Source organism: Micromonospora sp. GCM10011541 (genome assembly GCF_042650725.1).
Lineage (GTDB): Bacteria > Actinomycetota > Actinomycetes > Mycobacteriales > Micromonosporaceae > Micromonospora > Micromonospora sicca.
On sequence record NZ_JBHSBP010000035.1, the window covers coordinates 228,683 to 242,260 of the forward strand.

The window sequence follows — 13,578 nt, forward strand, 5'->3', positions numbered from 1 at the left end:
GCCTCGGTGCGTCCCGCCGGGGCGGGTGGCGGTCAGGCCGCGCTGAGCGTCTGGCCGCCGAGGGTCTCCGCGTCGACGTCGGCCGGGCGCAGCGCCAGGGCGAGCACGTCGGCGACGTCGGCGAGGGTGTGGATGGTCAGCGCCTCGCGGACCTCGGTGGGCAGGTCGTCGAGGTCCGGCTCGTTGCGGGCCGGGATGATGACCTCGGTCAGGCCGGCCCGGTGGGCGGCGAGCAGCTTCTGCTTCACCCCGCCGATGGGCAGCACCCGGCCGGAGAGGGTGACCTCGCCGGTCATCCCGAACTCGGGGCGGACCGGACGGCCGGTCACCAGGGAGGCCAGCGCGGTCACCATGGTGATGCCGGCGCTCGGCCCGTCCTTGGGCACCGCACCCGCCGGGAAGTGCACGTGGATCCGCCGCCCGGCGAGGGCGTTCGGGTCGATGCCGAGGCGTCGCCCGTTGGAGCGCAGGTACGACAGCGCGATGTGCGCGGACTCCTTCATCACGTCGCCGAGCTGGCCGGTCAGGGTCAGCCCGGGCTCGCCCTCCATGCTGGTGGCCTCGATGAAGAGCACGTCGCCGCCGGCACCGGTGACCGCCAGGCCGGTGGCCACGCCGGGCACCGCGGTCCGCTCGGCCGACTCCGGGGTGAACTTCGGCCGGCCCAGGTAGCGGGCCAGGTTGCCGTCGTCCACCCGGACCGGCGCCGGGTCGGACGCCAGCGCGACCGCGACCTTGCGCAGGATCTTCGCCAGGGCGCGTTCGAGCTGCCGGACGCCGGCCTCCCGGGTGTACTCCCCCGCGATCCGGGCCAGGGCCTCGTCGGCGACGGTGACCTCGTCGGCGGTCAGCCCGGCCCGTTCCCGCTGCCGGGGCAGCAGGTGGTCGCGGGCGATGGCCACCTTCTCGTCCTCGGTGTAGCCGTCCAGGGTGACCAGCTCCATCCGGTCCAGCAGCGGGCCGGGGATGGTCTCCACCACGTTCGCGGTGGCCAGGAAGAGCACGTCGGACAGGTCGAGGTCGACTTCCAGGTAGTGGTCCCGGAAGGTGTGGTTCTGCGCCGGGTCGAGCACCTCGAGCAGGGCGGCGGCCGGGTCGCCGGAGTAGCCGGCGGCCAGCTTGTCCACCTCGTCGAGGAGCACCACCGGGTTCATCGAGCCGGCCTCGCGCAGGGCGCGGACGATCCGGCCGGGCAGCGCGCCGACGTAGGTGCGCCGGTGGCCGCGGATCTCCGCCTCGTCGCGGACCCCGCCGAGGGAGACCCGGACGAAGTTGCGGCCGAGCGCCCGGGCGACGGACTCGCCGAGGCTGGTCTTGCCGACGCCGGGCGGGCCGGCGAGGGCGAGCACCGCGCCGGAGCCGCGGCCGCCGACGACGCCGAGGTTGCGCTCGGCCCGCCGGTTGCGCACCGCGAGGTACTCCAGGATGCGGTCCTTCACGTCGGCCAGGCCGGCGTGGTCGGCGTCGAGCACCGCGCGGGCCGCGGCCAGGTCGGTGTTGTCCGCGGTACGCGTGTTCCACGGCATCTCCAGCACCGTGTCGAGCCAGGTGCGGATCCAGCCGGCCTCCGGAGAGGCGTCGCTGGCCCGCTCCAGCTTGCCGACCTCCCGCAGCGCCGCCTCGCGGACCTTCTCCGGCAGGTCGGCGCTCTCCACCCGGCTGCGGTAGTCGGCGGAGCCGTCCGGCTCGTCCTCGCCGAGTTCCTTGCGGATCGCGGCGAGCTGCTGGCGGAGCAGGAACTCCCGCTGGGACTTCTCCAGCCCCTCGCGGACGTCGGTGTTGATCCGCTCGGTGACCTCCTGCTCGGCGAGGTGGTCCTTCACCCAGCCGACGAGGAGCTCCAGCCGGGCGGTGACGTCCGGCGCGGCGAGCAGTTCGGTCTTCTGCGCCAGGCTGAGCCAGGGCGCGTAGCCGGCCGCGTCGGCCAGCTCGGAGAGGTCGGTCATCCGCTCCATGGCGTCGATGACCTGCCACGCGCCGCGCTGCTGGAGGACCGAGGTCATCAGCGCGCGGTACTCGCGGGCGAGTTCCCGGGCCTTGCCGGCCGGGGCGGGCTCGTCGAGCTCGGTCGCCTCGACCCAGAGGGCGGCGCCGGGTCCGGGGACGCCGGAGCCGATCCGGGCCCGGGACAGGCCGCGGACGACCGCGGCGGGTTCCCCGTCGGGCAGCCGGCCGACCTTCTCGATGGTGGCGACCGTGCCGACGGAGCCGTACTCCCCATCGAGGCGGGGCACGGCGAGGAGCTTCTTGTCACCGGTGGCGCGGGCCGCGTCGACCGCGGCCTGGGTGGTCGGGTCGAGGGTCACCGGGATGACCATGCCGGGCAGCAGGACGGCGTCGGTCAGTGGAAGTACCGGAAGAGTTGCCATCGAACACCTGCTATCGGGTTGAGTTGAGCGTGACAGGCTCAAGTAACAATGCGTTCCCTTTGTTCCTACCTGTGACCCACGCCACTCCCCCGGCCCGGCCGGCGGTCGCTGCCCCGCCCACCCCGACCGGCCCGGCCCCACGATTCCGCGACCGGATTAGGTGACCCGCCGAATGGCAAACGGCCGGTATTGTTGCGAATTCGCCGCGTCATAGGTCAAACTCTTAGCCACACCCCGCCCGACACAGGGAGCAATGGCGATGGCAAGGAAAGTAATCACCGTTCTGACCGACGACCTCGACGGCGGAAAGGCCGATCGGACCGTCGAGTTCAGCCTGGACGGCGTGGCGTACACCATCGACGTCTCCGACGAGAACGCGGGCGTGCTGCGCAAGGCGCTGGACCCGTACATCAGCGCAGGCCGGCGAATCGGCCGCGGACCGGTCGAGGCTGGCCGCCCCACCCGCCGGCCGGGGCGCCCCGCCACCTCGGGAATGGACCGCGAGCAGAACCGCGCCATCCGGGAATGGGCCGTCAAGAACGGGTACGAGATTTCCGAGCGGGGCCGCATCCCGGTCTCCGTGGTGGAGGCGTACCAGAACCGCTGAGCGGTCGGGGATCACCTTCGGGCACGCCGGGGTCACGCTGAGAAATCAGCGTGGCCCCGGTCCGCTTTTTCAACCGTTCACAATTTCCCGCCGTGCGGGTCGCTCCCGCGCGGGACGGTCACTCCCCGGTCGTCCCGTCGATCAGCTGCCGGGCCACGTCGAGCTGGCCCACGAGCCGCGCCGGGAAGCGCTCGGTCCACATCCGCGACGGTACGGCCCGAGGGTGAGCGGCGCCACCATGATCGACGCGTGACCGGAACCCTGTCGTACCCCTAGGTTGTAATGACCGGCGTAGCTAGCAGGCATTACACGGACGACTCTCGGGGGTGGCGCATGGCGACCTGGTGGCGGCAGACGGCGGGTGGACTGCCGCGCACGTTCTGGTACCTGTGGACAGCCACGCTGATCAACCGGCTGGGCAGCTTCGTCGCCATCTACCTCGGCGTCTACCTGGTCTCCGTACGGCACTTCGACGCGTCGTACGCGGGGATGGTGATCGGGTTGCACGGCGCCGGCAGCGCGCTCGGCACGCTGCTCGGCGGGATGATCGCGGACCGGTGGGGGCGGCGGCCGGCGATGCTGGCCGGCAACGTCACGGCCGCGGGGGTCGCGACCGTCCTCGGGCTGACCACTCAGCCGGTCGGCATCGCGCTGCTGACCCTGCTGCTCGGGCTCTTCCTCGGCGTCGCCCGACCGGCCTTCACCGCCACCATCATCGACGTGGTCGGCGACCGCGACCGGCTGCGGGCGATGACGCTCAACTACTGGGCGATCAACATCGGCTTCTCCGTGGCCGCGACCGTGGCCGGTCTGCTGGTCCGGGTGGACCCGTTGCTGCTCTTCCTGGTCAACGCCGCCGTGCTGCTCGGCACGGCCACGCTGATCGCGGTCAAGGTGCCCGAGTCCCGGCCGGCCCCGGTCACCGTCGAACAGTTCACCCGGGCGGACCGGGGTGGGCTCGGCGTGGTGCTGCGGGACCCGGTCTTCCTGACCTTCACCGCGCTCACCGGGCTGGTCTGGCTCTGCATCGAGGCGAACGTGATGCTGCCGGTGGCGTTGCAGGCCGACGGGCTGCCCGCGGCGGCGTACGGGCCGGTCATCGCGGTGAACGGCCTGATGATCGTGGTCGGGCAGCTCTTCGTGCCGCGGCTGATCGCCCGCTTCGACCGGTCCCGCACCGTCGCGGTGGCGGCGGTGGTGGTCGGCACCGGCTTCGCGCTCACCGCGCTGGCGGACAGCGTCTGGTTCTACGGACTCGCCGTGCTGGTCTGGACGCTCGGCGAGATGACGATGACGCCGGCCAACTCGGCGCTCACCGCGGACCTCTCCCCCACCGCTCAGCGCGGCCGCTACCAGGGCGTCTACTCCCTCGGGTACGCCTTCGCCAGCTTCGGCGGCCCGACCGTCGGCGGGCTGGTCACCGACCGGTTCGGCGACACCACGCTCTGGCTGGGCCTGTTCGGCCTGGCCCTGCTGGTGGCGGTCGGCAACCTGCTCGCCGCGCCGGCCCGCACCCGGCGCATCGGGGCGCTGCGCGCCCCGGCCGAGGAACCGGTCCGACCGGCGCCCGCGCTGGTCTGACGGCAACGGAACCGCCCGGGGCGCACCCCCCGGGCGGCTCCGGCCGTCGACCGACCCGGTCTCAGTTGACCTCGATCCGCACCACGTCGAAGGCGGGGGTCTGGTTGGCCCGCTCCATCATCGGGATGCGGTGCGAACCGTCACCGGCCCAGACCGCGCACTGCGCGAGACCCGACTGCGGCAGGCCGGGGATCTGGATCTGCACGTCGTCCGGCTGGTCGCTGCCCCGACCGTCCTCGGTGGCCACGAAGAACGCCGGCACGTCCTGCGGGTTCGGGGGCTGCCGGGTGTCGTTGAGCATCCGGCAGGCGGTGTGGAAGTGTCCGCGTACCAGGCCCTGGTCGTTCAGCAGCGAGCTCTCCAGGTAGTAACCGCCCTGGCCGGCCGCGAGGAAGCGGTCCCGGACCAGGTTCTTGGTGGTGACCCGGAGGGTGAACGGCTCGTTCCGGTTGACCTGGTTGGGGAATTGCGTGATGAGCAGCGAGGGATTGTTCGCGGCGGCGCCCACCTCACCGAAAGCGGTGCTCACGCAGCGGTTCCCGTTCTGGAAACCGTCGTGCGGCTGGAGCTTGCTGTTCGTGCAGTCCTTGGCGAGGACGCCCAGCCCGTTGCCACCGTTGTTGTTCCCGCCGTTGTTGTTCCCGCCGTTGTTGTTCCCGCCGGTCTGGCCGCCGTTGTTGTTGCCGCCGGTCTGGCCGCCATTGTTGTTCTGGCCGCCGTTCTGACCGCCGCCGTTCTGACCGCCGGTGTTCCCGCCAGCGTTCTGACCGGCGTCGGCGAGGGCGCACTGGGCGAGCTGGTCGAGCCCCTGCGGTCGCTGCGCCACCCGCCCGATCGCGGTCGCGATCCGGTTCAACGTCGCCTTCCGCTTGTCGGCCAGCGGCCGCAGGATCGCGTTGTTGATGAAGTCCTGGCCGTTGCGGCCGGCGTCGGCGGCGAGCCGCCGGTTGGCCTCGGCGATCTGGGCGTCCAACAGGGCGAGGTTGCGGTCCACCTCGTTGCGCGCCTCGGCGGGGACCTGCGGAAGTTTGCCCTTCACGTCCGGACAGGCCACGGTGGGCGGGCCGGCCGCGGCGCCGCCGTTGCCGGCCTTGACCGCCTGGCACTCGGCGACGGACATCTGCCCGTCACCCCAGTGGTTGCGCACCCAGCGGCCGTTCTGCCACGTCCGGGTCGTGCTGCCCTGGCCGCTCGGCGAGGTGGCGCCGGGGCTGGGCGCGACGCACGACGCCGAGGCGGCGCGGGTGTACGTCCGCCGGTCCTGGGCCGACGAGATCTGGGTCACGGCGACGATTCCGCCGAAGACCGCGAGCGTGCCGACAACGGCCAGCAGTCGCTTGCTCCGCGCGTTCCCGGATGGCCGGCGCGCCCGTGTGGACCTGCGCATCGAAATGCTCTCCTTCTCGATCCGGTGGCTGACTCGTGACCCCCGGCGGACCGACGAATTCGGGGTGAGGATCACTGCGACGTTCCGCTCGCACGTCGATGACCGACGATGCCCTTTCCGCACCGTCTCCCGCGCCTGCCGACGCGGCTGCGAAGATCTGGGTCCATTCGCGCTTAGGTACGGAGCGACGGCGGCGAAGGTTCAAGCGGGGATCGGAAAACTCCGCGACGGGGTCGACCCGTGCGCCCTGCCGGCGGCCGGCGTGGGCATGCGCGACGGGCGTGGCGCCGCACGGAGCGGCGCGGTTTGCCGGCGCGGGTGGTCAGTCGGCGCAGAGGTGCTCGAAGGCGAAGCCGCCCGCCAACTCGTCCCGGCGGGACGCGAGGAGCCGGATGTCGCGGCGGAGCCGCTCCCGGTCCACCAGCGGCGGCTCGCCCGCGTCCAGGCCGCGTACCCGCTCCCCGACCGCCAGGGCGGACAGGTCCTCGGCGAGCCGCGCCGGGTCCACCCCGCAGGAGAACCGCTGCGGGAAGACCTGGACCCGTTCGACCAGGCACCGGCCGGGCCGCACCTCGACCCAGCTCCACCCCTCGGCCGGCCCGTTCTTCCAGAGTGCGTGCAGGCCCCGGACGATGGGATCGGCGAGCCGCCGGTCCACGTACGCCTCCACGACGGCGGCCCGGGTCAGCGCGCCGAGGTCGTTGACGTGCCCGCTGCGCCCGTCGGGGAGCCGGCCGATGATGTCCCGGAACCCGACCGGCTCGGCGCCCTCCGCCCCGGCGGCGGTGGCGTCCGCGTAGGCGCGCGCGTCGATGACGTACTCGACGATCCGGCGGCCGTGGTCGGCGCCGCGCAACGTCGGCGACTCGATGCGCAGCACCGCCAGGCCGACCGCCGCGCAGACCGCGCTCTTCATCCGCTCGGCGCGCTGCTCCGCCGAGCCGGCCGGCGGCGGCGGAGCGATGTCCACGGCGAACAGTGGCCGGCCGGTGTCCGCGGCGCACACCACCTGGTCGAAGCCCTCCCGGATGGCGGTGCTCCACTGGTGTCCGGTGATGCCCGGCGGTCGCCCGTGCACCAGCTCGCTGAGCCGGCGCGACGCGTACCCCACCTGACCGGCCCGGGTCAGCAGCGGCGCACCCCCGGCCGTGATCGGGCGCAGCCAGGGCGTGTCCTCGCTGCCGGTACTCGTCATCTTCGCCAGATCCATCCGTCGGTCGGTCGACCGGACCGAGTCTAGGACGTCGATCATGGTGAGCGCGTCGCCGGTGCGGCCGAATCCGGTTGCCCGGACCGGCCGGCGCCGCTGGGATGAGCACGTGTCGACCTTCCTCACCACCGCCCGGCTGGCGCTGCGCGAGTTCACCGCCGCCGACGCGCCGCTGCTCACCGAGTTGGACGGCGACCCGGCCGTGATGCGGTACCTCACCGGGGGCCGCCCCACCCCGGCGGCCGAGATCCGCGACCGGGTGCTGCCGCGGATGCTGGCGGCGTACCGGCGTCCGCCGGGCTGGGGCTGGTGGGCCGCGGAGCGGCGGCACGACGGCATGTTCCTCGGCTGGTTCGAGTTCCGGCCGACCACGGACGGCGACCCCCGGGAGGTCGAGCTGGGCTATCGGCTGCGCCGGGCCGCCTGGGGCGCCGGGTACGCCACCGAGGGAGCCCGCGCACTGGTCGACAAGGGCTTCGCCGAGCTGGGCGTGGTCCGGATCGTCGCCACCACGATGGCGGTCAACCGCGGGTCGCGGCGGGTGATGGAGAAGGCCGGACTGGCGTACGTGCGGACCTTCCACCAGGACTGGCCGGAGGCGATCGAGGGAGCCGAGCACGGCGAGGTGGAGTACGCGCTGACCCGACGGGAGTGGCGGGACCGCCGGTCGTCCGCTTCCCCGTCACCGGCGGGACGCTGACCCGCCGTCCGGGCGGCCGCTGCGCCGGGCGGACGACAGCCGCCGTCCGCGCGGCCGGTGCGCCGGGCGGACGACCCCTCTAGGCTCGGTCGGGTGCCGCAGAGTGGACGGACCCCGCAACGGTCGACCAAGCGCAGCCTCGTCGCCGTCTCCCATGCCATCGAACGGGCCGCCCTGGCCACCGCCGAGGACGGCCCGCTGGTGGTGTTCGCCCTCTTCCAGCGGCGGCCCTACTTCGCCCGGGAACGCGCGGTCTACGAGCGGATCGCGGCGAGCGCGGCGGTGACCGTGGTGGGGATGGTCGGTCCGCCGCCGCCCGAGCTGCCCGCCGGGGCGTACGGGGTGATGCTGGACGAGGCGGAGGAACTGGCCCGGGAGTGGACCGTGGTGGCGCTGACCCCGCGCTTCGGGGCCACGCTGGTGGCGTACGACCGGGGCGAGGTGGCTCCGGCGGTCTCGCTGGAGGCCGGGCGGCTCTTCGAGGGCCACTGGGGTTTCCGCCGCGACGAGGCGCTGCACGAGGTGATCCGGCTACGGGCACGCCTCGCGGACCGGTTGCCGGAGTCGGCCCGGTCCCGGTTGGACGAGGTGGTCGCCCGGGTCCGGGACATCCCGGCCGGGCCGGGCGAGTCCCGGGCCGAGGCCGCGATCCGGATGCTGGCCGCCCGGGGCGAGCGCGCGCACCCGCCCCGGCAGGCGGAGCCGGTGGACACACCGGCCGGGCTGCTCGACGAGCCGGGCCTGCGCCGGTGGACCGGCATGGACGGCGTAACCGCCTCCGGCACGCTGCCGGTGGCGCTGGTCGGGGTGCGGGTGGACGAGCCGGCCGGCGCGCCGGAGCGGTTCGGCCGGCGCAGCGCCGCCCGAGAGACGCAGGCGGTGCTCGCCGCGGTGACCGGAGTGCTGCGCCCGGTGGACCGGGCGATCCGCCTCGCCGACAACGAGTACCTGCTGATGCTGCCGGCGCTGCACGAGCAGGGGGCGCTGGACGTGGCGGGCCAGGTGCACGAGGCGGTCGGCGGGCTGGCCCGGTCGTACCCGTTCGTCGCCTTCGGGGTGCACGCGGCGGTCACGGTGACCGACCGGCGGCCGCTGCCGGTGGCGGACGTGCGGCACGCGGTGGAGTGGGCGGCGCGGGAAGGCGTACCGGTGGCGACCCTCGCTCCGGAGCCGGCCCGGGTCGCGGCGAGCGCACCCTGACGGTCCGCACCTCCAGCATTGCCACGTCGCACAGGCTTGGCGACGGCGGGAACGGGTACGCCGCGCCCATGAGCCGACCGGTGCGAGCGGAGGTGGGCATGACGCGACAGCAGTTCGGGTTCCTCGCCGGGTTCCTCCTGGTGGCGGTCTGGGCGCTGGGCGGGCCGGGCGCCGCCGCGGCCGCCACCCTGGCCGGCCTGGTCGGCTGGCTCCTGGTCCGGGTCCTCGACGGCGAGGTCACCATGGCCGGGCTCGCCGACCGGGTCGCCCCGCCACGCCGGCGCTGACCGGGGCCCCGATGACCGGCATCCTGCCCCGCCGCGGACGCACCGCGCCCACCGGCGCCGACGCCACCCGGAAGCGCGGCGCCGCGTTCACCGGCCCCGACGCCACCCGGGAGCGCTGGCCGGAGGAGCGGATCGCCCGGCTCGCCGAGGACGCCGCGCGACGAACCCCGGGTGTCGCCGTCCCGGCGGCGACCGTCCGCGCCGACGGCCGGGCCGCCCGCGTCGACCTCGACCTCGCCGTCGACCACGGCCGGCACCTGCCGACCGTCGCCGAGGCCGTACGCCGCCGGGTGGCCGCCCAGGTCGAGGCGCGCACCGGCCTGACCGTGGCGGGTGTCACCATCACCGTGGTGGACCTGCTCCTGCCCGAGCGGGGCGGCGGCACCACGCCGCCGGGGAGTGGAGGCTGACGTGCGGACGGTCAACCGGGTCGCCACCCTGCTGCTCGCCGTCGCCCTGCTCGCCGGCGGGATCCTCGTCGCCGTCGAGGCGTCGCTCGCGGCGCTCGGCCGCCCCGGCCTGCTGCTCCCCGGTGGCCACGCCGCCCTGACCGGCACCCGCTGGCAGGACGCCCCGGCCCGGATCGTGGCCGCCGCGGTCACCCTGATCGGCCTGGTCGTCCTCGCCGCCGAGCTGCGCCGGTGGCACCCGACCCGGCTGCGGCTCGACGGGGCCGACGGCTGGCACCTGCACCGGCGCTCGGTCGAACGACGGCTGACCCGAGCGGTCCGCTCGGTGCCGAGCGTACGGCGGGCCCGGGTGCGGATCCGCCGACGCGGGGACGCCTGGCGGCCCCGGGTGACCGCCACCGGCGATCCGGCGGCCCGCTCCGACGTCGAGTTCGCGGTGCACCGGGAGCTGGACCGGCTGGCCGCGCCGACCCGCGGCCGGGTCGAGGTCCGGCTGGTCCCGGCCCGGCGGGCGGCATGAGCAACGCCGCGCACCGGCTGCTCTGGACGGTCGTCGCCCTGCTGCTGACCGCCCTGGGCGGTACCGGCCTGGCGGTGAGCCTGGGCCGGCTGCCGGGCGCCGACAGCCCACTGCTCGGCGCGGCCCTGCTGCGCTGGTGGCGGGCCGGCGCCCCGTGGAGCGCCGTGGCGGCGGTGGTCGGCGGCGTGCTGCTGGCCCTGCTCGGCCAGCGGCTGCTCGCCCGGGAACTGCGGGTGCCGGGCCGGCTGGCGGGCACCCTGGTGCACGGCGGCGACGGGGGTGGGCGTACCCGGGTGGACAGCGGGGTGCTCACCGGCGCGCTGGAGCGGGACCTGCTCCGGGAACCCGGCGTGCGCCGGGCGCGGGTGCTGCTCACCGGCCCCACGGGCCGGCCCGACTTCTGGGTGGAGGTGCACCTCGACCCCCGCGCCGGCACCGCCGTCATCCGCGAACACGTCGACGCCGCCGTCCGGCGGTTCGCCGCGACCGTCGGCTGCCGCCCCGCCCACCTCGACGTGACCGCCCGGGTGGACGCGGAACCCTGACCGGCGCCGCCGGCACCTCCCCAGGCCGGAAGCCGTGGCGGGCGGCCACGTGCCGTGCGGCATGATCGGGGTCCGATCTGCGGCGGAGAGGAGCGACGGGTGCGGGTGGTGTCCCTGGTGCCGTCCCTGACCGAGGCGGTGGCGCTGACCCGCCCCGAGGTGCTGGTCGGCGCCACCGACTGGTGCACCCACCCGGTTGGCCTGGACGTCACCCGGGTCGGTGGCAGCAAGTACCCGGACCTGGACCGGGTGCTCGCGCTCCGGCCCGACCTGGTCCTGCTCAACGAGGAGGAGAACCGCCGTGCCGACGCCGACGCCCTGGTCACGGCCGGGGTCCCGGTACGGGTCACGTTTCCGCGTACCGTGCCCGAGGCGCTGACCGAGCTGGCCGAGCTGGCCGGCGCGCTCGGCGCGACCACCGAGCCGGACTGGCTCGTGGCGGCCCGCCGGGCCTGGGCCACCCTGCCCGAGCCCGGAACGCTCCGCCGGGCGGTCGTACCGGTGTGGCGCCGGCCGTGGGTGGTGCTCGGCAGCCGGACGTTCGCCGGTGACGTGCTGCGCCGGCTCGGCGTGGCGAACCTGTACGCCGACCACGCCGAGCGCTATCCCCGCCCAGACCTGGCCGAGCTGCGGGCGCATCCGCCGGAGCTGGTGGTGCTGCCGGACGAGCCGTACCGGTTCACCGCCGACGACGGACGGGAATCCTTTCCCGGCGTGCCCTGCGCGCTGGTCTCCGGGCGGCACCTGACCTGGTACGGCCCGTCCCTCGCCGAGGCGCCCGCGCTGCTCGCCGCCCAGCTCGCCCAGGCCGGCTGAACCGGGCTGGCCCGGACCGGGAAGGCCGTCCGGACCGGGCCGGGAGGGGACCAAGGTCCCGGGCAGGAGCGGCCCGGTCGGCCCTGCCCGCGACGACGGGGCGGAGGTGGAATGAAGCTGCCACCGGGAAGCGCGGTGCGAGGCACAGGAAGGGACGTGGAAACCATGACCGCGACAGTCGAGCGGATCACCGCCAACACCATCGCTCCGGCGGCCGGGACCACCCGTGACGTCGAGACCATCGGTCAGAAGGCCACCCGGTACGTCTTCGCGGGTCTCCGGATCGCGCTGGGCTGGACCTTCCTGTGGGCCTTCCTGGACAAGATGTTCGGCCTCGGCCACGAGACCGCCGCGAAGAACGCCTGGATCAACGGGGGCAGCCCCACCAAGGGCTTCCTCACCTTCGGTGCCGCCGGCCCGTTCCAGGGTCTGTACCAGGACATCGCGGGCGCGGCCTGGGCGGACTGGCTGTTCATGGTGGGCCTCGCGGGCATCGGCGTCGCACTGCTGCTGGGCGTCGGCACCCGGGTCGCCGCGGTCGCCGGCGGGATCCTGCTGGTCATGATGTGGACGGCCGTGCTGCCCCCCGAGAACAACCCGGTCATGGACGACCACCTGATCTACGCGGGTCTGCTGGCCGGGCTGGCCCTGGTCGGCGCCGGCAACACCCTCGGGCTCGGCCGGGCCTGGGCGAAGCTCCCCATCGTCCAGCGGCTTCCCTGGCTGAAGTGAAGTGACGGATCTGGCACCACCGACAGGGCGGGCGTCACCGGCGTGACCCCCGCCATTGCGTACGCCCACGGTCCCCGCCCGGTCGTCCGGCGGGGACTGACGCGTATCGGCGGGCCGCTATCGGGCAGGATCGACGGGGACCGGATCCACCACCGAGGTAGGAGACCTACGCATGGACAAGCCCGAGGTAGGCCCGATCGAGGGCGCGCCGCCCGCCGATCTCGTCATCGAGGACATCACCGTCGGCGAAGGCCCGGAGGCGCAGCCGGGTCAGCTGGCCAGCGTGCACTACGTCGGGGTGGCCCACTCGACGGGCCGCGAGTTCGACGCGTCGTGGAACCGGGGTGAGAGCTTCGAGTTCCCGCTCGGCGGCGGTCAGGTCATCGCCGGCTGGGACCAGGGCGTGGTGGGCATGAAGGTCGGCGGCCGCCGCCGGCTGACCATCCCGCCGCACCTGGGCTACGGCAGCCGGGGCGCCGGCGGGGTCATCAAGCCGAACGAGACCCTGGTCTTCGTGGTCGACCTGCTCGGCGTCCGCTGAGCCGGCACTGAGCCCGGCGCAGGGGGCCGGCGGCGTGTCGCCGGCGGCCCCCTGCGCGCTGCGCGGCTCGGGAACCGCCCGGCGGGATCGCCCCGGCCCGACCGGCGTGGTCAGGCCGGCACCAGCTCCGCCACCCCCGCCGTCGCCACGGTCGCCGACTGCCGCACCGGCAGCACCCGGTGCAGGCCGGTGGCCCGCAGCACCCGCGCCACCACCGGATCCGGGTCGACCAGCACCAGCTCGCCGCCCCGCGCGCGGACCCGCAGGTGGGCCGCGATCAGCGTGCGCACCGCGGCCGCGGAGAGCACCCGCACGCCGGACAGGTCCAGCCGGAGCAGCGGACGGGCCGGCGCCGCCCACAGCGCGGCCCGGAACGACCCGATGGTCGCGATGTCGATCTCGCCGACCGCCCGGACGTCCACCACCTGGTCGCCCACGGTGATCTCCACGTGGAACCGGTCGCTGCGCTGCCCCATGCCGACGAACCTATCCGCCGGGACCGACAGTTCCGGCCCGCCCGGACCGGGATCCGGGTACGGCCCGGGTCCGACCCCGAGGGACGTCAGGGTCCCCGGTCAGGTGCCCCCACGATGCCGTGCGCCTCTCCCCGGAGGGCCCGGAAACCTCCGTCGCCGCGCCGTTCCCCGGCGAACGAGGGCTGCCCCGGGCGCAT

At 74.6% G+C, this 13,578-nt stretch carries 15 protein-coding genes; 11 read left to right on the top strand and 4 right to left on the bottom strand.

The window, feature by feature from the left end:
- Positions 1–32: 32 nt before the first annotated feature.
- A complete protein-coding gene (gene lon, locus ACFOYX_RS15035) occupies positions 33–2,369 on the bottom strand; it encodes an endopeptidase La (RefSeq protein ID WP_109804934.1) in 2,337 nt (778 codons plus the stop codon).
- A gap of 259 nt (positions 2,370–2,628) precedes the next feature.
- Between lon and ACFOYX_RS15040 the strand changes: the two genes are divergently transcribed.
- Entirely contained in the window at positions 2,629–2,976 is a 348-nt protein-coding gene (locus ACFOYX_RS15040) for an Lsr2 family protein (protein WP_322438974.1), read from the top strand.
- Between the two features lie 333 nt (positions 2,977–3,309).
- On the top strand, positions 3,310–4,557 hold the full coding sequence (locus tag ACFOYX_RS15045; protein WP_236648452.1) for an MFS transporter: 1,248 nt from the start codon (positions 3,310–3,312) through the stop codon (positions 4,555–4,557).
- 61 nt (positions 4,558–4,618) lie between these two features.
- Here the strand turns inward: ACFOYX_RS15045 and ACFOYX_RS15050 are convergent, their stop codons facing one another.
- Both ACFOYX_RS15050 and ACFOYX_RS15055 read right to left on the bottom strand, forming a co-directional pair.
- Entirely contained in the window at positions 4,619–5,944 is a 1,326-nt protein-coding gene (locus tag ACFOYX_RS15050) for a hypothetical protein (protein ID WP_322438975.1), read from the bottom strand.
- Positions 5,945–6,266: 322 nt separating this feature from the next.
- Positions 6,267–7,139: a DUF2726 domain-containing protein gene (locus tag ACFOYX_RS15055; RefSeq protein WP_322438976.1), complete on the bottom strand. Its 873-nt coding sequence runs from the start codon at positions 7,137–7,139 to the stop codon at positions 6,267–6,269.
- Positions 7,140–7,263: 124 nt separating this feature from the next.
- Between ACFOYX_RS15055 and ACFOYX_RS15060 the strand changes: the two genes are divergently transcribed.
- From ACFOYX_RS15060 to ACFOYX_RS15100, 9 genes are all read left to right on the top strand, one after another.
- On the top strand, positions 7,264–7,854 hold the full coding sequence (locus ACFOYX_RS15060; protein WP_322438977.1) for a GNAT family N-acetyltransferase: 591 nt from the start codon (positions 7,264–7,266) through the stop codon (positions 7,852–7,854).
- A gap of 93 nt (positions 7,855–7,947) precedes the next feature.
- The gene (locus ACFOYX_RS15065; protein ID WP_322438978.1) at positions 7,948–9,054 is read left to right on the top strand and encodes a DICT sensory domain-containing protein; all 1,107 of its coding nucleotides are present in this window, start codon (positions 7,948–7,950) and stop codon (positions 9,052–9,054) included.
- Between the two features lie 98 nt (positions 9,055–9,152).
- Positions 9,153–9,341: a hypothetical protein gene (locus tag ACFOYX_RS15070; protein WP_109804890.1), complete on the top strand. Its 189-nt coding sequence runs from the start codon at positions 9,153–9,155 to the stop codon at positions 9,339–9,341.
- Between the two features lie 11 nt (positions 9,342–9,352).
- Positions 9,353–9,751 carry an Asp23/Gls24 family envelope stress response protein gene (locus ACFOYX_RS15075; protein WP_322438979.1) on the top strand — a complete coding sequence of 133 codons (399 nt, stop codon included), beginning with the start codon at positions 9,353–9,355 and terminating at the stop codon, positions 9,749–9,751.
- 1 nt (position 9,752) lies between these two features.
- A complete protein-coding gene (locus tag ACFOYX_RS15080; protein ID WP_322438980.1) occupies positions 9,753–10,271 on the top strand; it encodes a hypothetical protein in 519 nt (172 codons plus the stop codon).
- Entirely contained in the window at positions 10,268–10,816 is a 549-nt protein-coding gene (locus ACFOYX_RS15085; RefSeq protein ID WP_322438981.1) for a hypothetical protein, read from the top strand. Before ACFOYX_RS15080 ends, ACFOYX_RS15085 begins: the two co-directional genes overlap by 4 nt.
- Positions 10,817–10,915: 99 nt before the next feature.
- Positions 10,916–11,632: a helical backbone metal receptor gene (locus tag ACFOYX_RS15090; protein ID WP_322438982.1), complete on the top strand. Its 717-nt coding sequence runs from the start codon at positions 10,916–10,918 to the stop codon at positions 11,630–11,632.
- A 156-nt stretch (positions 11,633–11,788) separates the two neighbouring features.
- Complete coding sequence (locus ACFOYX_RS15095; RefSeq protein ID WP_377534035.1) at positions 11,789–12,364, top strand: DoxX family membrane protein; 576 nt, start codon at positions 11,789–11,791, stop codon at positions 12,362–12,364.
- A gap of 172 nt (positions 12,365–12,536) precedes the next feature.
- Positions 12,537–12,905 carry an FKBP-type peptidyl-prolyl cis-trans isomerase gene (locus ACFOYX_RS15100; protein ID WP_089013951.1) on the top strand — a complete coding sequence of 123 codons (369 nt, stop codon included), beginning with the start codon at positions 12,537–12,539 and terminating at the stop codon, positions 12,903–12,905.
- Positions 12,906–13,015: 110 nt separating this feature from the next.
- Here the strand turns inward: ACFOYX_RS15100 and ACFOYX_RS15105 are convergent, their stop codons facing one another.
- Positions 13,016–13,381, bottom strand: a complete 366-nt coding sequence (locus ACFOYX_RS15105) for an STAS domain-containing protein (protein WP_322438984.1) — start codon at positions 13,379–13,381, stop codon at positions 13,016–13,018.
- Positions 13,382–13,578 lie beyond the last annotated feature (197 nt).